Consider the following 22,798-nt stretch of genomic DNA (forward strand, 5'->3'; position numbering starts at 1 on the left):
TCTTCTTGAAAAATGATACACTAACCAAATAACAATTTTTTTTAGCGTATTGTTTTTTACTGTGAACACACCATCTTCATTTTCTCTGGACCACCTAAACCCTGAACAACAACAAGCTGTTGTAAAAACATCGGGCGCACTCCTAGTTATTGCTGGTGCTGGAAGCGGAAAAACGCGCGTAATTACATCTCGAATTGCGTATTTAATATCAGAATGCAATGTTCCCCCCCAATCAATTGTCGCTTTAACATTTACCAATAAAGCTGCAAAAGAAATGAAAGAACGGATAACAAAGCTTATTTCATCAGAATCAACTCTTCCCTTTGTTGGAACGTTTCACTCGTATTGCCTTTTATTACTCAGAAAATACAAAGCTTTCACCGGTGTTGAAACATTTACAATTATCGACTCAGAAGATCAAAAAGCTCTTCTGAAAAGAATTTTAGAAAAATTTGGACTAGAAAAACAAATCGCCACAAACCAAATTCAACACGCAATTAGCTGTTTAAAAAATCAAATGCACAAGCAATTACTTGGTTACGGAAAACAACAAATCATCGAGCAAGTAAATCATGAATACGAACGCGAAAAAAAAGCTGGAAACCTTCTCGATTTTGATGACTTAATTGTTAAAGTGCTAGAACTATTCAAAACAAACTCACACTTCAAAGAAGAGTTCCAGCGCAAGGTAAAGCATGTACTGATCGATGAATATCAAGATACAAATTCAATGCAGCATACACTGTTAAAAGAAATGACCCTTTCATCACCTGGTGTTATTTCAGCACACTCGATCTGTGCTGTTGGCGATGAAGACCAGTCAATTTACTCTTGGCGCGGAGCGCAAGTTGAAAACATTCGTTCATTCAAAAACGATTTCGCACCAGTAGAAACTATTAAAATCGAACAAAATTATCGATCAGCAGAACCAATCCTAAAGGCAGCTAACCACGTAATCGCACATAACAGAAATCGAACACCAAAAGAACTTTGGTCTGACAAAAAAGCTCACAAGCGAATCCTTGTCGCAACATGCTCAAATGGATATCAAGAAGCAGATATCATCGCACAAGCACTCACGAGTCTTCCACCTTCAATATCCTTAGGCCAATGCGCAATTTTATATCGCACTCACGCTCAAACGCGGGTTTTTGAAGAAATTTTTATGCGCTCAGGAATCGCATATGCGATCATCGGCGGTATTCGATTTTATGAACGAAAAGAAATCAAAGATATTTTGGCATTTTTACGTCTTATTCAAAATCCACACGACAAAATTTCATTGCTTCGTATTCTGAATGTCCCACAACGCGGACTTGGAGAAAAAGTTGAAACAATATTAATTGAAGAATGGGATAAATATACACATTTTACCTTCACTCAATTACTGGAACACCTCATCACGCAATCAGGCCTACTTGGTCTTTCGCGCAGCCACACAAACGGACTATCTGAGCTTAAAAAAATTTTTATAAACCTCACGCCATCTCGATCGATTAGTGAATTGTACGAAATAATTTTATCAGATTCTGCCTACATACAATATTTGGCTAAAGAATATGAACAAGAAGAATTTAGAAGCAAATCAGAAAATCTTCGTGAGCTTTTTCAATCCATTTCTTTTTTTGAAAAACAATTTAATGAAAATAAAACAAAAGAATCTTCAGAAACAGCCCTTGCGGCATTTTTAAATGAAATAGCCCTGCTTCAAGAAAAAATAGAAGATGATTCTGGCGAGCAAAAAATGGTAAAACTCATGACTCTGCATAGCGCAAAAGGTTTAGAATTTGACTTTGTTGTTATAGCTGGACTTGAAGAAACAATCCTGCCGAGTAGTAAATCACTTGAATCACGAGAAGATATCGAAGAAGAACGACGGCTTTTTTATGTGGGAATAACTCGTGCCAGAGAATATTTATTGATAACAAGAGCTCTTGCGAGAAGTACTTATGGGCAAAAAAACGCTCAAGATGCTTCACGCTTCTTGGGAGAACTTCCAGAAAAAGAAATTATTCACATCGATGCTTCCAGCATGTTTCCATCACAAATCAATAGCACTCTGCGCTCTTGGCTCGAAAACACATATTCTAACCAAAAATCATCATATCAAACGATTTTTGCCCCTGACATCCAACCCCATTTCGCACAAGCAAATCAACGAGGAAGCATTCAGCAATACGTTCATCCCCACTCCAAAAAGCCCTCTTTTCAAAAGATAACTCTTGAAAAACTAGCCCCCAAAAATGGCTTCCCTTCAACAAAAATGCTGTCCTCTGGAAATATTGCAAAACCTCAAAATCTTACCCCTTCTAATTCAATTCCCCCAGAATGGCAAAAAAACAGCCGCGTTTTCCACCCCATTTTTGGATCTGGAATTGTACTTTCAAGCTCACTGAAAGCTGAAAATAAGTATCTTGTTACGGTTGCTTTTCCCGAAGGAGAAAAAACCATTCTTTCAACTTTTTTACAGCCATATGAATAACAATTGGTTTTTCAGCCTGAAACAATACAGGTTGTTTTTTCAAAAATCACTATAGTTTGAGCCCTAAAAACAACCCATTACCACAAAAACCATATTTCATTCATCCTAAAATCATTACTGCGTTTCACGATGCTAGGCAAAACCCAAAAATTAAATTGATATGTTTAAAAAGTTGTTATTGTTTCTATCTCTTGCTCTTCTTGCCCCAGCCAAAGCCAAATTGGATGAAAAAAAGCCATCATGGTCGTCATTTATAGCAAAAAGAAACGAATTTAAAGAACTTCATGCAGCTGCAAGAAAAAAACAGGAAGAACTTTTTGCCGCAACCAGAGAAAAACGCTTAGAAAGCCACAAAAAAGGCGAGGATGCTCTTTTTTCAGCAGCACAACTCCAGGCTGAAGAACAAGTAAAAGCCACACTTTCAGTTGTAAAAAAATTAAAAACAACTGAGGTTAAACCCTCAGATCTGTACGATGAAACCTTAAATCCATGGTCAAGAATCAGCCAATATCATACGGCATTCTGGTTTTTCATTCGTCAAATCCCTGAAAGAACCCGACTCGCTATCCAATCGTTAAAAAAAACACGCGAAAAAAAACCCTCACAATCAACAGCGCCAATCGCCGCAGGTCAAAATGAGGTCTCATCAACTGAATCTTTAGAGGCCGAAAGCTCAGATCAAAATCAAAATGACGGCGACTCCGCCATAGAAAAAAAACTTCAAAAAATCTCGGCCCTAGAAAAAGAACTTCAAAACATCAACGATCAACTACTCGGCGATAAAACAGATTCTGCAAACGCAACAAAAAAGGCTCAACAAACTGTAACACGGCCCACTCCTCAAAAACGAACATCATTTTGGTATTTTTTCAGAAACAAAAATACCTCTCAGTCTGATGCGTATGGACGCTATGGATATAATAATTTTAATTACCAAGAAGGAACCTACAACGATGAACTCTGTGCACAAGAAAGCCCAATTGATCCTGAAGTATATTTCACATATCGAGAAAACTTCAAAGAATATGTAAAACCTACCGATCCTATCGTAGTTGATAATATTTTTAAGCCGATTTATTCCAAAGGAGGCGTCCAGTCAACCTACTGGAGCCGTGAAATGTCCTCGTGGTTCAATCTTCCAGAAGAAGATTTAAACTTAAAAACTTTTTTAAGCCACTCATGTCTTATTCATTTATTTGCAGCATCAATGACCATCTATAAACAATTTTTTAGAAACCACTATAATCAATCGCGCTTATATCAAAGAATAAATCGAACAACCTTACCAATCAAAACTGATTCTCCTCAAGCTGAAACTATGACAAAAGAATGTATTTTTATGCTAGTTTCAACTTGCTTTTTGGCAATCACTCAGTACCTTGCAAGTCATATGGCTTTAGCTGGCGGTCCAATCGCAGGACTCAAAAGCGCAATTTGGAACAATCCATATATTTATTACGGATTTATCGGGGGCCTTTCAACTCTTTTTCTTACAAAAAAAGTTTCTCCCCGCGCAGATCAATTCATCAACTATTCAGGCTCTATCTTGCTTAATAAAATTCCAGCACAATACCTTCCACGACAAAGTATACGTAATTCTTTTCACACTCTAGTTAAGTCCTTTTTTATTTCAGGACTATGTCTCCTTCCACTCAGTATTTCTCTTGGAAAAATAATATCCTCAGAAAAAGACCTCAGTGTGCAAATTACAAAAGAGCTAGCAGAACATCCCCTGGCAATTGGGCCAAAAGTAGGCACAAGTATTCCTCGGGATATGCAAGGACATCAATACATAATGATCCGAGATGGAAGTAACATTCAAAAAAACACAATCTGGTTCGTCAGATCTTTATCCACTCACACCATACAGATTTTATCACTAGCATCATTGAACGCGATGCACCAGGGTACCAGCGAATTACAATTCAAAATTCTAGGTGATATTGCCTGCCTTGCTTTGAGTTGCGTTGCAAACTTATTTAAAATACTTTTCTCTCGATTTATGGAAAAAGAAGCTAGACCATCTCTGTTTGTGCGCGTATCAGATCTAGCATACCTTACACCAAAAACGCGCGATCAATTATTATCTGCCGCACGAACCGAAAAGCTTTATTCCATAATTTCTCACTCACTTTTTACTAGCCTGAGCCTTGCAAACATAATAGCAATATCAAAAGAGGTACCTGGTGCGTATAAAGTAATTCAACAATTTCTTCTTCATGCACAAAACCCAATTACCGATGAAGGCGTAACAAGACTGCTTTCATTATTGGGCGTGCAAAACGATGTATCATCAATCGATTTAAGCTTTATACAAAACGCACTCAGAAACGTTGAACCACTTATAAATAAAACAGAAACCTTTAACCCTGTTTTGAGCACTAAAGAACAAGCCGCATATTTGGCTTATCACCGAATTCTCAAAGCAGCAAAAAGCTCTCTTACTCCAGCTGAACACACTCACGCCGATAAGCCACTTGAAGGAGAAAAACTTAAGCTCCTTGTAGAGCACTGCAGAGATCTGACTAGAGCAAACCCAACCTCTCAAAAAAAAGCTCTTCAAGATCTAATAGCCGAACTATAGGTTTATATCAAAATTAACGCATCCCAAATCAATAACGCTGCTGCAACAGCGAGAATAAGCGCTGTTGTTTTAAAAAGTCTTTTTAATGCTTTTCCAGACAAAGCTCCGCCGATAACATCAGCAATTATACTCACTAAGGCCAAAGAGCAAAACGAACCTAAGGCCAACGCCCCTGCGCTCAAAAGAGCTGTCGATAAAGAACCAACACTAATAATTTTTTCAAACAACTTTAATGAAATAAACATAAAAAAAAGCAATGCTGATGGATTTAATATTGTGATACAAAATGTTTTAACCGTTAATAACAAAAAATCACTTGTTGAACATTCTACTCGATACGTCTCACTTGCCGACTCAAGCCGCCAATAATACATACTTAATCCAAATAATGCCGCAGCTCCAACCAAATCAAGTCCTATCATGACGGGCTGATTAGAAACAACCCCACCCCAAAATCCCCGCAATGACAAGAAAAAAAGCAATCCATCTGTTAATGCAGCACCAAGAGCAATCGCAAATCCAGAATAAAGACCATCAAGCGCCGCTCGATTAAATGTCATAATAAAAACAGGTCCAAACGCAGAAGCTGCACAAAACCCAACAAAAAAAGCTTTAAGTAAAATAAAAGTAGTCATCATCTTCCTGAAAAATTAATTTCACATATTTTTATTGTAGCAAGAGCTGAAGCGGACTAAAATAACATAACCATTTTAACAACAAGATCTCACAAAAAATCAGTCCCATACAGGAATCATTTGTATGAAATATAAACTGCCTTTTGGAACTCATGGAATTAGAGGAAATTCAAGCCTTCCTCCATTTACCCAACGGCATTTACACGCTCTTGGTCAAGCGTTAGAACTTTTTCTTGAAGCAAAAAAATTTCCTAAAACGATACTTTTTGGTTCAGACACTCGTGCGTCATGCCCACAAATCAAACAATTTCTTTCTCAAGGATTTTCAAGCACTACGCACATTCAATCGGCACAAAACCTTCCAACTCCTGCGCTGATACAAATTTTAAAAAAAAATTTAGAAATCGGGCTAGGGATAATGATCACTGCATCACATAACCCTGCACACGACAATGGATTAAAATTCTTTCTTCAAGAAGGAAAGGATCTATCGACTGATGATGAAAATCTCATTCAATCTTTTTTTTCGATTTCATTTTCAAGTCCATATCCATATCAAGAATCATTCTATAAAGAGTCGCTCTATCCTTCTGCCTTTATGGAATACTTTACTCAAATCAAAAAGAAATTCGCTCCTCAATTCCTTAATGGACTACGCATTGGATTGGATTGCGCAAACGGAGCTATCAGTGAATATGCACCTGTAATTTTTAAACATTTTGGTGCGCAAATTTATACAATCAACACAAAGCCAGACGGTCAAAATATCAATAAAAACTGTGGTTCTAATCATCCTGACGAACTCAAAGCTCTTGTTCTTGTAAATAAATTATTTTGTGGATTTGCATTCGACGGAGATGGTGACAGAGTTGTTGCTATTTCATCAACCGGCGAACTCAACAATGGTGATGATATTTTAGCTATGATCGCAACAAACCCTATTCGCAAGAAACAGGGTCCCGTTATTGGCACAATTGCCTCAAATTCTGGACTAAAAAAATATCTTGAGAAAAATTCTTTATCATTTTTAGCATCTAACGTTGGCGAAAATCAGGTTATTAAACTGATGCATGAACATTCTTCTAATCTTGGAGGCGAACCCTCTGGACACATAATAATAAAAGAATACATGATGGCTTCTGATGGAATCTTTACAGCTCTGGCGCTTCTTGATTCTATTTTGGTAAATAATAATTTTTCACTCAGTTCATTTGAGCACTATCCCCAGGCTTCAAAAAATATCCTAACCCAAATCAAACCACCGCTATCAACCCCAGAACTCAAAGAAATTATTGATTCATTCACAGAAATCTATCCACAAAGTTCAATTTTAATCAGATATTCAGGAACTGAACCACTCATGAGAATTTCTGTGGAAGCTCCAACCATGGATGAAGCAGCAACAATTTCCCAACAACTGGAAACCAAAATTACAACAATCTTGAAGGATCTGACAAAAAAAACATCCGCCCCTAACGTTGAACTAAAAAACGAATGTCATACACTATCCAATTGAATTAACGAGTACAATACAAAAAATATTCGTTATTACCATTTTCTTCTTTTTTCAATGCTCGCACCACACCCTGTATGGAAAATCCAAGACTCTTACATAAATCAATAATCGATTGAACGGCACGGTCCTGATCTTCCTGAGATTTAACAATACCATTTTTATTCACAAACTCTCGACCTACTTCAAACTGAGGCTTTATCAAAAGCAAGAGTTGTGTTTTTTGCGCAGAAAGTAATTTTTCAACAACTGGAATAACCATTTTTAAGGAAATAAAAGACAAATCAAGACAACAAAAATCTATGGCTTGAGGAAGCGTTGAAACCATCCTAATATCTTGCTGCTCCATAATTATCAACTTCTCGTTATTCTTCAATGAAGCATCAACCTGCGCAGATCCTACATCAATCCCATAAACCAATAACGCTCCTTCTTGGAGTAAGCAATCAGAAAATCCCCCAGTGGAAAGTCCTGCATCCAAACAAACAAGACCACTCAGATTAATTTTAAAATACATAAGAGCTGCAGCCAATTTATATCCCGCAAAACCAACATACTCTTTGACCAAATGAGCAACAACAATATCCATCTCGCTTATTTTGTGTCCAGGCCGAGTAACAACCATACCATTAACCGAAACAGCGGCCTGACTTATGCCTCGAGCAATAAAGGTCCGAGAATACTGCGGATATTTTTTTAATAACACCAAATCTAATCGCTCAAGTTTCATACACTCGCGCCCTCATACTCTTTTTCTACCTTCTTAACTGCAATAAAAAATAAATCAGACTTTAATCTATCAACTGAAATCAGCCCAATTAGACGCAAGAAACTAATTATTTTTTTTATTATCCAACGCAGCGATCGTGGAAAAAATTCTGCAAAGACATGGGGCGAAACGCCTCCTTCTGGCCACACCACAATACCCGTAAATCCAGCCGCCCTCAGACAATCATGTAACGTTTTTTTTGTATAATATCGCTTATGCGTAACGTCACTTCGATGATAAAATGTTAAATTGTACTCAGGTAAAAACAAATCTTCATCATGCGGCACAGAACCTATCAAAATGCCTCCGTTCTGCAAAACCCTAAAAATCTCAGCAACAAACAATTCTTCATTAAAAATATGTTCTATCAGGTCAAAAGCCACAACCGACGAAAATAATTCATGCGAAAAAGGTAATTCTTGCTCAAGATTGGCAATTACATACTCAACACCATGCTCTGGAACCTGTTCAAATAGATCCACAGCAGTGATTTGCATCTCTGGAAAATGCTTTTTCATCCAATACGAATACTTCAGCCTTCCCGCACCAAGATCAAGAACTCGCGATCCAGCCAAATATTTTTGCAATAAATCCAACTTAAATGGAGAATGCTCATTTTTTTCCATAAATCCTCCTCAATAAACATTCCATAACTTTATCACTATGAGAGCTTGCTAAGAAAAGAATGCTTTGTCATCATAAAAAAAGTAGGTTTCTTTATCATTTTTTATCTGTATGCGATTAGTTCAATTTGTAGCCCTTTGCGGCATTAGCTCTCGACGAAAAGCTGTCGCGATTATAAAAAATGGAGAAATCCAGGTAAATACTACTCAATGTTTAGATCCTGCATATATCGTGCAAGAAACTGATGTCATTTATTATCAATCAAAACAACTCAGTATTCCTGAATCTTATGTCTATCTCGCTTTAAACAAACCCAAAAATGTCATCAGCGCCAGTTCTAGTCCCCATGGCGAAATAACGGTTATCGACCTGGTTAAAAACAAGTTTCCAACCCAACGCTTGTATCCCATAGGAAGACTCGATAAAGATTCAACCGGTCTCATTATTCTCACAAACGATGGGCACTTTGCTCAAAAAATAGCGCACCCAGCGTTTGAAATCACAAAAAAATACAGAGTAAAAATTACCAAAAAACTTTCCAAGACCGATCACAAACTTCTTATTTCAGGAGTTACACTCGAAGATGGTTTTTCTCAGTTTGATGAACTACAACAAATCGCCCCAAAGACATATGAAGTTTCCCTTCATAGTGGAAAAAACAGGATAATTCGACGCATGTTTGCTTACCTTGGACACGAAGTTATAGAACTTCACCGAATTTCTATCGGTTCTCTCTCTCTGAAAAATCTTGCTCTTGGGAATTTTAAACACCTCTCACCAGAAGAAATTTCCAATCTTACAAATTAAATTTTTATCTTTTTTTGAACAACCCCTTGGTTCCAAAAAGATCTTCGTAATAAAAAATAAAAATTCCGCACAAAATCGATCCCGCTGCAACCAAAAGTCGCAAAGAAACAGGCTCTTTCAAAAAAAAATATCCCAAAGCGGTAACATAAATAGGAATTGTCGCACCAGCAAGCGACAACAATGTTGCACTGTTATGCTTAAGCAAATAGCCATACAAGCTATATGCTATTAAATTTCCAAAAATCACCGTATATGCAAGCAGGAGAGATGATTTTAAGGTCCAAAAATGTGCACTTATAAAAAAAGATCCATCTCCTAATCCCAAAAAGCCAAGAACAGGCACTAAGCCAAATGCTAAAAACCCAGCCGCTGTCATAACAATACCATTAACATCACTTGAAGAAAGGTCGTTTTTTCGCATTTCATCTTGGACCATCATCCACCCAAGTCTACCAACAGCTGTTGACGTCAAAGCTGCTAATTCAGGCCAAGAAATACGGAAAAAGAACTCTAAAGAATTCTCGGCCAAAGAATGTTCTGAAAACAAAACGACAGCCCCACAAAAAGCTGATATCATTCCCACAAGCTTTTTTATCGATAATTCTTCATCAAATAAAAAATAGGCGTATGCGGCGGTAATAAAAGGATCAAAACTTCCAATAAATGCAGCTTTTGAAGAAAGCATATTTTTAATTGCGTAGGCCTTACACACCGTAGGAATCAATACCGTAAAAAAAGTTATAGAAAAGAAAATTTTCCAATTTTTAGCTATTTTATTCAGGCTTCCCTGCTGATATGATTTTTTATTTAAAAACAAAAGAACAAGCCCGGAAATAAACATACGAATTCCAGAAAGCAAACTAGGGCTTAGCGAAAAGAGCAGTAGCTTATTTACAAAAATGCTACTGGCAAACAGCGCAGAACAAAATAAAATCAGAAATATCACAACACATCACCACATACCGCGCACAAATACCAAACAACTATACCCAAACAAGAAAAAATCTCCAAAATTCCACGATAGATGAACCGTGAAAGTTGTCCCACTCACAAAAAACTTACAAAAAGAAATGGTCTATTGAACCCTGGCGACCTAGAACATTACAATCGATACAAGAATGAGAATTAATAATCATTTTTTTATTAAATCGAGGATTAGCTATGAAAAATCTTAAATTACAAGCGCTGTTACTCGGCGTACTCGCTCTTTCTGCAACAAACATGCTTGCCCCACGATGGGGTAAAAAAGGTTCCCCGCAAACAGCTCAACCCCAAAAAAGAAAACGCTGGTGGTTGTTGTGTGGCGGTAACCCAAGAGAAGTTATTCCTCCCGTGGTAATTGGTATTTCTACGCTTCTTTCTGCAATCGCCGCAGGAGATGAAGAAGATTTCGTTCTGTCTTCACGCAAAACATTTGGAACCGTCTTTAAAGAAGCCGCAGGCTCCTTTATTCTTGATGTAACCCAAAGCTATATTGCAAAACAAAGTATCTCTGGCATTACAACAGCAGAAGGGGAATACAATCCAACACTTTTCAACTTAATAAATAGCTATTTCACCTCAATCTTCCAAGCAATTAGACCTGAGCAATCATCATTCCTGAGCCTTTCAGCTGATGATCGATTAATTGTTATCAAAAATATAAAACGGCTTACCAAGTCGTCTCTCAGACATCTTCACAATCAAATAAAATTGCTCGATGAATCAATGCAGAGAGACCTTATCCCAACTCTTATCAGCCTTATTGAGGCTGAAACCGAATCTCCCGTAAATCGCAACATGGCTCAAATGCTTTTAAAATTAGAAAATCCTCGCCTGGCAGCTCTCTACCTAGAAAAAGCTGCTGAAGCTGCCAAAGAACATGAATCACCATCGGGCTCTCGACGAGGAAGCAGAGTTTCTCTGGATACAATACGCAGACTTTCGCTTCGTCCAAGTGAAGATGCCCATGTTGCTGACGACAACAACGTCGGACTAGATCTAGATGCAATTGGAGTTGGATTACCAGCTCACGCAATGCACGACCTTGCTCCAGTTGTTGCGCAAGTTGCAAGCGATGCTGTTGGTGAATTAGTTGTCGGATTAATTGACGCTGCCATGCCTGATGGACCAGCACAAGACCTTGTTCTTGGGACTGTTGCTATCGTAGCAGAAGAACTTGCTGACGCACTCAGAACTGATAACAATTCCACAGAATAAATATTCCCTCTTTATGCTTAAGTAAAACCTGATAAAATTTAAATAGTTAGACTGTTTTACTTAAGCATACGGAGCAAACAATACCTATGAGTACAGAAACACCACTGAACGAACAAGAAACAACTCAACATCAATCAACCCTCACTCAAGCCGAACAACTTGCGGCAACACTCAAAGAACAACTTCTTCGAACAACTGCGGATTTTGAAAATTTCAGAAAAAGAACCGAAAAAGAACGTATTGAATGGATGAACATCACAAGAGCTACAACAATTCGTCTTTTCCTCCCAATAAACGATGATATCGATCGCGCATTAGCTACCCTCCCCGCAAAAAATGAACAGCACGACTCGTTAATTACCAGCGCTATCGATGGACTCTCTCTGATTCAAAAAAATATTTCAAAAGCCCTTGAGTCTGCGGGAGTTGAAGAAATTCCTACCAATGGTCAATTCAACCCAGAATTCCATGAAGCACTCATGCAGGTGGAATTAACTGAAAAAAGTAGTGGCGAAATTGTGCAAACATTCGAAAAAGGATACAAGCTGGGCACAAATATCATCAGACACGCTAAAGTCAGCGTAGCAAAATAAAAATAAGCTCAATTTTTTTTAAACGGTCGCATTTTTAAGCGGCCGTTTTTTGTTTTTAAACAATAAAAAAACCGTACATTGTACGGCTGATCTTTTATTAAGAAAATTTATCTAAAAATGGTGGAGGCAAGCGGATTCGAACCCCTGACCTTCCGCGTGCAAGGCGGACGCTCTACCAACTGAGCTATGCCCCCAAATCTGATTTGGGTTTTTCAAAACCACCCCTTTATTATAAGGGCAAAGCATTTAGTTGCAACAACTTTTAATAAAAAATCTATAAATTTTAGATATTTTCGAAGAAAAAAACTTAAATACAATCATTTTGAGAAGGTTTGACATAGTTTTTAAGCAGCCATACCCTCTTAGCATGAATAAAATTTATAAAAAAAATACAATCATGGTGCTTGACGATATAAAAGAACTCTTAAAAGAGATTAACACACACCTTACCGTTGTGAGCGAATTTGTAATCAACAGCAAATTACAGCAACAAATTGAATCGCTTACCACGCTCACCGAGTCAGAACAATCTTGGCAACAAAAAGAAACGATTCTCAGACTCAAAGAACTCCAAGCAAAAAAAACACTGCTCAGTGAATACGAAGAAATAAAAAAAGATTTTAAAAACCTAAACGATCTTGCTGAATTTCTTTCCAGTGAGCCGGAAGCCGCGACAGAAGATGATCTTAATCAACTGTTAATTGACGCTCATGGGCAACTTAAAACAATCAAAAAGTTTAAACTTTATATTCTTTTGCAGAAAGAACATGACGATGCAAACTGCTTTGTCGAAATAAACTCAGGAGCCGGAGGAACAGAATCTCAAGACTGGGCTGAAATGCTTATGAGAATGTACCTACGATTTGGCGAACGAGAAGGATTTAAATCTTCGATTCTTGATATTCAAAATGGTGAGGAAGCTGGAATAAAATCGGCGTCACTCTATTTTCAAAAAAAATATGCGTATGGGATTCTTTTTCCAGAATCAGGAGTCCACAGACTTGTAAGAATCTCACCGTATGACTCGAATAAACGAAGACACACATCTTTTGCTTCGATTACCGTATATCCAGAGATCACAGATTCCTCGCTTGCCATTAATCCGGAAGAATTAAAAATAGATACCTATCGTGCTGGTGGCGCAGGCGGTCAACACGTTAACAAAACCGAATCAGCTGTACGAATTACCCACATTCCAACCGGGATTATTGTTCAATGCCAAAACGAACGATCTCAAAATCAAAACAAAGCAACTGCAATGAAAATGCTATCCTCCAGACTTGCAGAAAAATATGAAGCTGAGCGCAAAGAAGCTCAAGATAAAAGTGTTGAACGCAAAAAAATCGAATGGGGATCTCAGATCAGATCGTATGTTTTACACCCATACAAAATGGTAAAAGACCACCGAACAGGTTTTGAAATCTTCAATCCAACTGAAGTTTTGGACGGTGACATTATGGGTTTTATTGAATCTTTTTTAACAAAGTCTCCAGGCGATGAAAAAACATTTGATTTACCGCAAGACTAAATACTCTTATTTAAGAGTATGGAAAAAAATATTTTCTATCTGTTAACATCTACACATAAGAGCAAATAACAACAAGGTTAAAAGAAATGAACAAGAATACCTTTTTCTTACAAGCTGCCCGACTAACAATTGGGCTCTCCCTTCAAGTATTACTCGTTGTGCTTTCTGTTACACACCCGCCATTTTCAACACAATCAAATCATTTCAAACAAATCGAAAATATAACATCAGCAGATCTTACAAGCGCATCAACCACTAAGAATGTTCAACTTACTCATCAAGAAGAAATTTCTCACCCCATCAGATCACTAGAAACTGAATTTTTTTTCGAAAAAAGCTTAGAATTATTTTCTCAATTTAATACTGGGTATTCTGATGAATCAATTTACAATCACAAGACCCCAAAATATGCACAAGCCGGTCTTTGTGCAGAAAAATGCTATAAAAACAAAATCGAATATTATTTTACTGCGCAACTAGAATCACTTCAAAAAAAATATCGCCACAAAATTGCCTTAAATCCAACTCGCCCAGAATGCTTACCTCGAGTTCAAGTGACAATTAATCGAAATGGCAGCATCACCGAAATAGGCCTTTTAAAAACATCTGGCAACAAAGCCTTTGATAATCTTTTCATTCAAGCCTTCAAAAAGGCTGCTCCATTTCCAAGCATTCCGCCACAAATCATGCGCAGTGAATTTGTTATTTACACCTAAAAGTTGCCTTATTTTTAAAAAAAATCAGTATACTCTCTTGCTAGTTACCACTCTCTGGGAGAGATCGTATGCAAAAAATAGTTATTATTGGCGCTGGCCTTACTGGATTATCTGCCGCATATCATCTTGAAAAAAGTGGCATAACCTCATACGAAATCTATGAAAAGCAGCCAACAATTGGCGGGCTGACACGATCTGTCTGTGAAAATGGATTTACAGTTGATTATACTGGTCACTTTTTGCATAGCAATAATGAGTATTTCTCAACGTTTCTAGCTACTCTTTTTGGACCTGCAGAATTACAATCAATTACAAGAAATGCGCATGTTTTTATGCACAACAGATACCTTGCGTACCCATTTCAAACAAATCTAAAAAATCTTCCTACAAACATTATAGCTCAATGTATTGAGTCGTTTATAAAAAAACCTGGAAATACCTATACCCCCAAAACATTTAAACAATGGCTTTTAAAAGCCTTTGGAAAGGGCATGTGCTCAGAATTTTTTTATCCCTACAACTCAAAAATTTTACAATTTCCTCTTTCTAAAATAATGCCAGAACAAGGCGGACGCTTTATACCCACGATAAAACTTGAAGACATTATTAAAAATTTTTCACATCAAGAATCTAGTTCACTTGGATATAACAGCTCTTTTTTATATCCACGAGAAAATGGGATTGCTCTTCTTCCAAACAGAATCGAATCAAAGCTGACATCAAAGATTCATTGCAATCACTCTGTTGAATTAATCAATTCAAAACAAAAAAAAATCTATTTTTCAAATGGCTCTTCAACAATATACGACATCCTAATCGCAACAATGCCTCTTGATACTCTTTTGAAGTCTACAACCTTCTCAAGTGACTCCAACCTTGAAATTCAATCATCAAATTTATATTGCAATACCGTAATAAATCTCAACCTTGGAATAAATAAGCCAAATTTCAACGACAAGCACTGGATTTATTTTCCAGAAAAGAAGTTCAGCTTTTATAGAATTGGATTTTGGAACGCAATTTCGGCCCATATGGCACCAAAAAACAAATCATCGCTCTTTGCTGAAATGTCTCTCATGAAACCCAAGAAAAAAGATATCGATAAAAAAGTAATTTCGGCAAAAAAAGAGCTCCTTACACTATTAAAGCTCAACCAATCGGATATCTGTTTTGAGAAAACATTAATGCTCGACCACGCTTATGTGATTTATAACGACTGGAGAAAAAACAATCTTTCAACGCTTCTTACATCGCTCGAAAAAAACAACATCTTCAGTATTGGACGGTTTGGAGAATGGAAGTACTCAAGCATGCAAGAAGCTGTTTTAGATGGACAAAAAGCCGCTGAAAAAATTTATACACAAACAACACCTTCTCGCACATCAATGACACCGACGATAACCGAAAGAAATGTACCATGAAAAAATTGTATAATTATTACGCGGGAAAAAACATTCTTGTAACTGGTGGCGCAGGTTTTATTGGATCGAGCGTTGTCGAAAAGCTTGTTGAATACAACGCTCAAGTAACAGTTTTGGACAATTTTTCGACTGGATCAATAGAAAACCTCTCCTCTTGTGCTAAAAAAATAACAATTATTTCTGGTGATCTTACAAATCCTGAAACCTGTTTAATTACCGCAACCAACAAATCACACATTTTCCATCTCGCAGCAAAAACATCGGTTCAAGAATCGATTGAACAGCCCGATTTATACGAATTAAACAATTTGATTGGAACAAAAAACATTTTGAACGCCGCAAAAATATGTGGCGTTAAACGATTTGTTTTTTCTTCTTCTGCTGCCGTTTATGGAGATCAAAAAAATCGGTGCCAAGAAACAATGCCACTCAACCCATTATCGCCTTATGCTGAAACAAAAAGACTCGGAGAGCGATTGTGTATTGATTTTTATAAAAAAAACCAATTTATCCCAGTAATTTTAAGATATTTTAATGTCGATGGGTCAGCTCAAAATAAACTCTCAAATTACAGCGCGGTTATTCCAATTTTTATCGAAAAAATAAAAAAAAGGCTGCCAATAACCCTTTTTGGCGACGGAATGCAAACGAGAGATTTTGTCAGCCTTGAAGACGTTGTAAATGCCAATCTTCTTGCAGGTGCATGTCCTTTCACTCAACCAGAAATTATCAACGTTGGAACAGGAAATAGCATCACACTCCTTGAACTTGTTCGAAAACTTCAAAAACGCTTTGAGTTTCCAGAACAAACAATAACTTTCTTACCAGCACGGGCTGGCGATATTATAAAATCGGAAGCAGATTGTACAAAATTTTTTGCCTTAAAACAGTGGGGTTTTGAAGAAAAATGAACATTCACAAAAGTGCTATAATTGCCGCTCAAATAATCGGTGAAACATTACCAATCAGTAGCAGCACACACGTTTGGATCATAGACACTATCTTCAGGCAAGCAGTTCCCTGGACCGACAAAATTGGAACTGAAAGCGTAATGGACTTGCTTTTTTTCCCAACTCTGATGGTTCTTCTGCTCTTTTTTAGACATTCAATTGTGTTCAGATTTAAAATCCTGATGCGTTTTTTTAAACAAAAAGAATGCTCTGTGCACTCTAAAAAATGGTTTTCTCTTCTTTTTAGAGTGTTCGCATTTGTTTTTTTTTCATTAGTGAGCTTTACTCTAACTTTTTTTTCTCTAAAAAAAATACTCTCCCTGAGTACTCTTTCGCACCCTACACTTGCTGCAATCGGATTGAGCTGTACTGCTCTTTTACAAATTAGTACTTATTTTATTAAAAAAAATGATGAAAAATTGTCATTTATACGAGCGATTGGAATAGGTTTTTTTCAGGGATTTGCAGCGATTCCAGGTATATCACGTCTAAGCGTTACACTGGTAAGCGCAAGATGGCTCTCTATTCCCACTCACCGAGCGTTTGAGTTTTCAACACTTCTTCAACTCGCTACTTTTTTAGGGAATCCATTAAAAAATCTCTGCGACAAAAAAATACATTTCTTTAATCTCTACAAAGACCATATCGCCAAGCTAAGTTTTGAAGATTTTTTAATAATAACAATGTGCGCGTTTATTTCTTTTTATGGATTAAGGCTTTCATGGCACCTTAACGAAAATCGATCGCTCTGGAAAATAGCTCCCTACTTTACGATTCCCCTGACACTACTTTATCTAATACGCAACCAATCTTTTTTATACTTTCCGTAAACCACCAATAATTTCTTTCGAGAAATTACCGAATGTAGCTTCAGGATTATTTTGTAAAAAATGCCCTGTATCATGAACCATGTCTACAACGAATAACTCATCCGCAGGATATTGCTCTTCAAGATTTACATTACATAAAACAATTGCTGAATCTATCGTTGAAACATCCATGAACTCGTGAGGCAAAAAAGCCGGACTCAGCCCCACAACAGAATCCTGCATATTTTTTTTATAGACATCTTTTAAATTAACCTCAGCCTCACAAACTGAGTCTAAATTTAAGGCGATATCTTGGGAATCTGTAACCGTTGAGGAAAAAACAGACATGCAAAAAGTTAATACCAACAAAATCGTCATAACTAATTGTCTCTAATTAATGGCCCTTAAACCACAAACGATAACAATATCTATTTTCTCTGATAAAGAATCAAAATCCATTAATCGCCACTGAGATTGATGTTTACGTTTTTTTCTTATCACAATTGCTGCAGATTCTGAAGTTTGCTGGCTATTAGGTTGAACCAAAAGAGCTAATTCCTCTGATGAAGTTGGCTGCTCTGTAACAATCAATGCTGGAGGAACAACCGCACCAGGGCGAGGAACCTGAAAATAACCCTCAGCATTCATCATGGCAAGATGATATGCAGAAAGAGCTGGCACAACCGCAACAACTTCATTTGACTGATATCGCTGCTCTCGAGAAATATCTCCCATGAAAAGAGTGTCTATCAACAAACACATATTTTGAGAGGGTATTGCGAAAATAGAAAAATTTTTACTTGGGATATTTTTACAATAAGAACTAAATACCGATTGTAGCTCTTGATTACTTAAAGCAACTAAACAACGTTCTACAAAAGAATTTTCAACTACGACCCCATTAGCAGACAAGGCAGAAAGACCCACAATAAAAAACAGGGTTGTTAAATAATTTTTGACCTTCATATTTACCACAACTTTTATGATCCAAAATCATCACAAAAGAAAATTACCAAGAGCGCAAAGCTATAGCAATATGATCAAAAAATTATCTAACAACCCTGTCAAGGAAAGTCAGAAAGACCTACACCCACTCAATACGAGAAATAGGAGCAGTGTCACTTGGGCGACGACCAAGATTATAAATTCTCAAATAACCACCTGGACGCTGTACATACTTAGGAGCAATTTCACGAATAAGCTTATAAACAGCTTCTTTGTCGTAAGGCAATTCCTGAGAAATACGTCTGATCGTATTAAAATTATCACCAGCTCGCGCTAAGGTAACAATTTTTTCTACATAACTACGCAAGACTTTTATGTGAGTTGTTGTCGATTGAATATGCCCATGAAGAATCAAGCTAATAGCCTGGTTTCTCAAAAGCGCCTTGCGGTGACCTTGTTTTATATTTAATTTTTTTCTATCACACTGATGCATCATAAGGATGATCCCTCTTGCTCTTTCAGAGCTTTTTTAAGATCAAGCTCTTTTATATTCATACCAAATCTAAGATTAAACGCACTTAAAATTTCTTTTACTTCGCGAAGCGATTTTCTGCCAAAGTTTTTAATTTTAAGAACTTCATCTTCTGTCAAATTTACTAAATCAATAACACGATTAATTCCAGCGCCAGCCAAGCAATTGTGTGCACGAACTGAAAACTCAAGCTCTTCGATAGGCTTCAAGAATAAATCAACTGGAAGACCTGTCGGACTTTTCTTTTCTTCAACAGCAAGATCCACAGATGGTTTTCCATCAACTAAAACAGTTGAAATTTCATTAAATGGAATTTCACCCGCATCCAAGAAGAACTCTAACTGTGAACGAAGAACAGAAGCTCCATAGTTAACAACATCCTGCGGAGAAATCGTTCCGTTTGTATAGATTCCAAGAGTTAATTTGTCGTAATCAATATCCTGCCCAACACGAGTTTTTGAAATATTAAACTCAACTCGTCGCACAGGAGAAAACATCGCATCAACAAAAATCATACCATCAGCTCGTAACGAAACACCACGCTCCCACTGAGCAGGTAAATAGCCACGACCATTTTCTACTTTAAAATCAATTTCAAGATCTCCATCTTCACCCAAGTGAGCAATGACATGATCTTTGTTAATTAATTCTAAATTTTCACTGGGAACAATATCGGCAACCGTAACAACGCGAGAGCCCTTTACTTTGAGTTTTAAGGAACCAGGAAGTCCGGTGTTGTTTTTTATTACTATTCCCTTAATGTTCAAAATAAGTTGCAAAACATCCTCAACCACACCCTTAAGTGTAGAAAATTCGTTATTAACACCTTTAATGACAACCGCTGTAACAGCAGCTCCTTCCACGGCAGATAACATAACACGTCGAAGAGCATTTCCAAGGGTCATTCCAAAACCTGTTTCTAGTGGCTCTACAACAAGTTCCCCATATGATTCGGATACCGTTGCAAGATTCCAATGAGCTGTAGGAATAATCAATGGTTGATATTTATTTTTTAGCGACATAACTCTCACCCATTACTTATTTAGAATACAACTCAACAATCAAGTGCTCTTGAATGTCTGCATTAATATCTGATCGCTCTGGAAGACGAAGAACAACACCTGAGCGGTCTTTTTTTCGCAATTCCAACCATTCTGGAACCTTAATTCCAATATTTAAACGCTTATCAATAGCATTAACAACAAACGATTCACGCTCTAACGTTGCTTGTTTAAAAGAAACAACATCATCAACACTCATCAAATACGATGGCGATGTAACAATTTTACCATTTACTAAAACATGTCGGTGCACAATCATTTGACGCGCTTGAGTACGTGTTGTTGCAAGCTTTAACGAATAAACAACATTATCAAGTCGACGTTCCAACAAGACTAATAATGATTCACCTGTACCGGTACGTTGACGCTGCGCATTTTTATAAAAACGCTTAAATTGAGCTTCGCCAAGACCGTATTGATCTTTTAAGAAATTCTTTTCAGCCAACTGACGACCATACGCAGAAGTTCGTTTATTCACACGAGAAGTAGATTCTCTTGTTCCTGCGACATCTTCAGCGCTACGAATATTTTTTTTCTCAGAACCGCTTCGTTTCAAGCCAGCTCCGGTGGTTCCTGCTGCCATATACTTAGCACCCCTTCACTTCAATTTTAAAAAACACCATTAACTTTTACACACGTCGCTTTTTAGGAGCTCTACCACCATTATGAGGAAGAGGAGTTACGTCTCGAAGAACCGAAATATTCAAACCAGACGACTGAAAAGCTCTAACAACAGAATCTCGACCTTGGCCCGGACCTTGAAGATTAACTTCCATGAATCGAACACCTAATGCCAAAAGATCACGCGCAATATTTGTACCAATTTGAGTTGCTGCAAAAGGAGTCCCTTTTCGAGCACCTTTGAAACCCAACTGACCTGAACTACCACGCACAATAACATCACCAGTCATTGTTGTTACGGAAACAAGCGTGTTATTAAATGATGCTTGAACGTGAGCAATCACGGACTCAACATTTTTCAATACGCGCTTTTTGCCTTTTTTATACGCCATAAAAAAACCTCACAAACCTTTATTTACTACTTTTTAGCTATTTTTTTATTCGCAATTACACTATTTGCCTTACGAGGCCCTTTACGCGTACGCGCATTTGTTTTTGTACGCTGACCACGAACAGGCAAACCACGCTTATGACGAATGCCACGGTAAGCTTGAATTTCCTGTAGGCGCTTAATATTCAAAGCAACTTCCTTACGCAAATCACCTTCGACTTTAAATCCTGATGTTATTTCTTTTTGAATCGCCGCAATGTTTTCAGGCGTTAAATCTTTTACCCGGGTGTCCGGATTTAAGCTAATAGCAGATAAAATCCGACGAGAACTAAAAAGACCAATACCATAAATATAAGTCAAACCGTACTCAATACGTTTTTCACTTGGAAGATACACACCTTCTATACGTGCCATTTTTGTTTCCTTCTAAACTTTCTAATCAGGCAACTTAACCTTGTCTTTGCTTATGACGAGGAGTTTTGCTGCATAAAACTCTTACAACCCCAGCTCTGCGAATAATTTTGCAACCTGAGCACATTTTTCCAACCGACGTACGAACTTTCATACCACTCCCACTTCAACAAACTTTCATTAAAAATCGAAAACAGACTGTTATACGCGATACCGCACTATAATTCTGCCTTTTGTCAAATCGTACGGAGACAACTCAACCGCGACACGATCTCCCGGCAACAAGCGCACATAATTTATCTTCATTTTTCCAGATATATGTGCAGTTACCGTATGACCTCCTTCGAGGATAACACTAAAAATAGTATTCGGTAAGACCTTGTCGACTACTCCATCAATAACAATAGCATCTTTTTTCGTTTTCATACTCATCCAAAATTATCATGCTCTACGCATCGCGTCAAAATTTCCACACCACTATCAGTTAAAATAACCGTATCTTCAACATGCACAGCAATCCCATGGTCAACCGTTTTAACGCTCCAGCCATCAGAATCAACAAATACCTCATGAGAAAACTGAGTAATCATAGGCTCAATAGCAAGTGCCATTCCAACCATAAGTTCATCACCAGTACCCTCTTTTCCAAAATTTGGAACTTCTGGCCCTTCATGAATATTCCTACCAATCCCATGACCAGCAAATGCTCGCACAACTCCAAAACCCTGTTCTTCAACAATTTTTTGAATTCTTGCTGCAATTGTTCCAATTCGAATTCCTGGTTTTATCATTCCAATAGCTTCATCAAGTGCACATTGTGCTGTTTCTTTCATTTTTTTTATATGATCAGAAACTGATCCAACAAAAAAAGTACGCGCCATATCGACACAATAGCCTTGATAAGAAGCAACAACGTCTACCTTAACGCAATCACCTTGTTTAAAAACGACTCTTTTACTCGGAACACCATGAATAACCACATCATTCACAGAAATACAAGTTGCATGGCGATACCCATGATACCCAATACACGCAGGAACCAGTCCAGCTCGACGAATTTCTTGTTCAACAATCGCATCCAAATCGGCTGACGAAATCCCAGGAACTATCTTATCTTCAAGCGTTGCTACAATTTTTCCAAGAAGCTTTCCAGCTATCCTCATTTTATCAAAAGCAACCGCATTTTTAAGTAAAACTCTATTCACAG

The 22,798-nt window shown here is 37.4% G+C and carries 25 protein-coding genes and 1 tRNA gene; 11 read left to right on the top strand and 15 right to left on the bottom strand.

The features are described from left to right. Positions 1-61 precede the first annotated feature (61 nt). Positions 62-2,482 carry an ATP-dependent DNA helicase PcrA gene (locus tag FJ366_00280; protein ID MBM3894026.1) on the top strand — a complete coding sequence of 807 codons (2,421 nt, stop codon included), beginning with the start codon at positions 62-64 and terminating at the stop codon, positions 2,480-2,482. 160 nt (positions 2,483-2,642) lie between these two features. Continuing rightward, on the top strand, positions 2,643-5,066 hold the full coding sequence (locus tag FJ366_00285; protein MBM3894027.1) for a hypothetical protein: 2,424 nt from the start codon (positions 2,643-2,645) through the stop codon (positions 5,064-5,066). 2 nt (positions 5,067-5,068) lie between these two features. Here FJ366_00285 and FJ366_00290 read toward each other — a convergent pair whose 3' ends face one another. Then, complete coding sequence (locus FJ366_00290; protein MBM3894028.1) at positions 5,069-5,704, bottom strand: hypothetical protein; 636 nt, start codon at positions 5,702-5,704, stop codon at positions 5,069-5,071. A gap of 121 nt (positions 5,705-5,825) precedes the next feature. On the opposite strand from FJ366_00290, the gene FJ366_00295 reads away from it, so the two are divergent. Beyond that, positions 5,826-7,217, top strand: coding sequence for a hypothetical protein (locus tag FJ366_00295; GenBank protein MBM3894029.1), 1,392 nt, complete (start codon positions 5,826-5,828; stop codon positions 7,215-7,217). 1 nt (position 7,218) lies between these two features. Here the strand turns inward: FJ366_00295 and FJ366_00300 are convergent, their stop codons facing one another. After that, positions 7,219-7,944, bottom strand: a complete 726-nt coding sequence (locus tag FJ366_00300) for a TlyA family RNA methyltransferase (GenBank protein MBM3894030.1) — start codon at positions 7,942-7,944, stop codon at positions 7,219-7,221. After that, a complete protein-coding gene (locus tag FJ366_00305) occupies positions 7,941-8,609 on the bottom strand; it encodes a methyltransferase domain-containing protein (protein MBM3894031.1) in 669 nt (222 codons plus the stop codon). Before FJ366_00305 ends, FJ366_00300 begins: the two co-directional genes overlap by 4 nt. Before the next feature lie 109 nt (positions 8,610-8,718). On the opposite strand from FJ366_00305, the gene FJ366_00310 reads away from it, so the two are divergent. Continuing rightward, the gene (locus FJ366_00310) at positions 8,719-9,414 is read left to right on the top strand and encodes an rRNA pseudouridine synthase (protein ID MBM3894032.1); all 696 of its coding nucleotides are present in this window, start codon (positions 8,719-8,721) and stop codon (positions 9,412-9,414) included. Positions 9,415-9,418: 4 nt separating this feature from the next. On the opposite strand, the gene FJ366_00315 is transcribed toward FJ366_00310, so the two are convergent. Continuing rightward, positions 9,419-10,360 (bottom strand): DMT family transporter, encoded by a 942-nt coding sequence (locus FJ366_00315; protein MBM3894033.1) that lies wholly within the window; start codon positions 10,358-10,360, stop codon positions 9,419-9,421. Positions 10,361-10,575: 215 nt separating this feature from the next. On the opposite strand from FJ366_00315, the gene FJ366_00320 reads away from it, so the two are divergent. Both FJ366_00320 and FJ366_00325 read left to right on the top strand, forming a co-directional pair. Continuing rightward, positions 10,576-11,613 carry a hypothetical protein gene (locus FJ366_00320; protein MBM3894034.1) on the top strand — a complete coding sequence of 346 codons (1,038 nt, stop codon included), beginning with the start codon at positions 10,576-10,578 and terminating at the stop codon, positions 11,611-11,613. Positions 11,614-11,699: 86 nt separating this feature from the next. Then, entirely contained in the window at positions 11,700-12,206 is a 507-nt protein-coding gene (locus FJ366_00325; protein MBM3894035.1) for a nucleotide exchange factor GrpE, read from the top strand. 118 nt (positions 12,207-12,324) lie between these two features. Here the strand turns inward: FJ366_00325 and FJ366_00330 are convergent. After that, positions 12,325-12,400: transfer RNA gene (locus tag FJ366_00330), tRNA-Ala, on the bottom strand. 203 nt (positions 12,401-12,603) lie between these two features. Between FJ366_00330 and FJ366_00335 the strand changes: the two genes are divergently transcribed. The 5 genes from FJ366_00335 to FJ366_00355 all read left to right on the top strand — a co-directional run bounded on the left by FJ366_00335 (position 12,604) and on the right by FJ366_00355 (position 17,651). Further along, the gene (locus FJ366_00335; protein ID MBM3894036.1) at positions 12,604-13,734 is read left to right on the top strand and encodes a peptide chain release factor 2; all 1,131 of its coding nucleotides are present in this window, start codon (positions 12,604-12,606) and stop codon (positions 13,732-13,734) included. An 86-nt stretch (positions 13,735-13,820) separates the two neighbouring features. Continuing rightward, positions 13,821-14,450 carry a TonB C-terminal domain-containing protein gene (locus FJ366_00340; GenBank protein MBM3894037.1) on the top strand — a complete coding sequence of 210 codons (630 nt, stop codon included), beginning with the start codon at positions 13,821-13,823 and terminating at the stop codon, positions 14,448-14,450. Positions 14,451-14,518: 68 nt separating this feature from the next. Beyond that, entirely contained in the window at positions 14,519-15,871 is a 1,353-nt protein-coding gene (locus FJ366_00345; GenBank protein ID MBM3894038.1) for a hypothetical protein, read from the top strand. Continuing rightward, positions 15,868-16,782: an NAD-dependent epimerase/dehydratase family protein gene (locus FJ366_00350; GenBank protein ID MBM3894039.1), complete on the top strand. Its 915-nt coding sequence runs from the start codon at positions 15,868-15,870 to the stop codon at positions 16,780-16,782. Before FJ366_00345 ends, FJ366_00350 begins: the two co-directional genes overlap by 4 nt. Further along, the gene (locus FJ366_00355) at positions 16,779-17,651 is read left to right on the top strand and encodes an undecaprenyl-diphosphate phosphatase (protein MBM3894040.1); all 873 of its coding nucleotides are present in this window, start codon (positions 16,779-16,781) and stop codon (positions 17,649-17,651) included. The genes FJ366_00350 and FJ366_00355 overlap by 4 nt, the downstream gene beginning before the upstream one ends. Here FJ366_00355 and FJ366_00360 read toward each other — a convergent pair. The 10 genes from FJ366_00360 to map form a co-directional block, all read right to left on the bottom strand. Further along, positions 17,637-18,008 (bottom strand): hypothetical protein, encoded by a 372-nt coding sequence (locus FJ366_00360; protein ID MBM3894041.1) that lies wholly within the window; start codon positions 18,006-18,008, stop codon positions 17,637-17,639. The genes FJ366_00355 and FJ366_00360 overlap by 15 nt on opposite strands. 12 nt (positions 18,009-18,020) lie before the next feature. Beyond that, the gene (locus tag FJ366_00365; GenBank protein ID MBM3894042.1) at positions 18,021-18,596 is read right to left on the bottom strand and encodes a hypothetical protein; all 576 of its coding nucleotides are present in this window, start codon (positions 18,594-18,596) and stop codon (positions 18,021-18,023) included. Positions 18,597-18,714: 118 nt separating this feature from the next. Next, a complete protein-coding gene (gene rplQ, locus FJ366_00370; GenBank protein ID MBM3894043.1) occupies positions 18,715-19,071 on the bottom strand; it encodes a 50S ribosomal protein L17 in 357 nt (118 codons plus the stop codon). Then, the gene (locus FJ366_00375) at positions 19,068-20,129 is read right to left on the bottom strand and encodes a DNA-directed RNA polymerase subunit alpha (protein MBM3894044.1); all 1,062 of its coding nucleotides are present in this window, start codon (positions 20,127-20,129) and stop codon (positions 19,068-19,070) included. The genes rplQ and FJ366_00375 overlap by 4 nt, the downstream gene beginning before the upstream one ends. Positions 20,130-20,145: 16 nt before the next feature. Continuing rightward, positions 20,146-20,751 (bottom strand): 30S ribosomal protein S4, encoded by a 606-nt coding sequence (gene rpsD, locus FJ366_00380; GenBank protein MBM3894045.1) that lies wholly within the window; start codon positions 20,749-20,751, stop codon positions 20,146-20,148. Positions 20,752-20,797: 46 nt separating this feature from the next. Next, positions 20,798-21,181 carry a 30S ribosomal protein S11 gene (rpsK, locus tag FJ366_00385; protein ID MBM3894046.1) on the bottom strand — a complete coding sequence of 128 codons (384 nt, stop codon included), beginning with the start codon at positions 21,179-21,181 and terminating at the stop codon, positions 20,798-20,800. A gap of 26 nt (positions 21,182-21,207) precedes the next feature. After that, on the bottom strand, positions 21,208-21,594 hold the full coding sequence (gene rpsM, locus FJ366_00390; GenBank protein MBM3894047.1) for a 30S ribosomal protein S13: 387 nt from the start codon (positions 21,592-21,594) through the stop codon (positions 21,208-21,210). 34 nt (positions 21,595-21,628) lie between these two features. Beyond that, positions 21,629-21,745, bottom strand: a complete 117-nt coding sequence (rpmJ, locus tag FJ366_00395) for a 50S ribosomal protein L36 (protein MBM3894048.1) — start codon at positions 21,743-21,745, stop codon at positions 21,629-21,631. 47 nt (positions 21,746-21,792) lie between these two features. After that, positions 21,793-22,017 (bottom strand): translation initiation factor IF-1, encoded by a 225-nt coding sequence (infA, locus tag FJ366_00400; GenBank protein MBM3894049.1) that lies wholly within the window; start codon positions 22,015-22,017, stop codon positions 21,793-21,795. Positions 22,018-22,019: 2 nt separating this feature from the next. Then, positions 22,020-22,796: a type I methionyl aminopeptidase gene (gene map / locus FJ366_00405; GenBank protein MBM3894050.1), complete on the bottom strand. Its 777-nt coding sequence runs from the start codon at positions 22,794-22,796 to the stop codon at positions 22,020-22,022. Positions 22,797-22,798 lie beyond the last annotated feature (2 nt).

Source organism: Candidatus Dependentiae bacterium (assembly GCA_016871815.1).
Classification (GTDB): domain Bacteria; phylum Babelota; class Babeliae; order Babelales.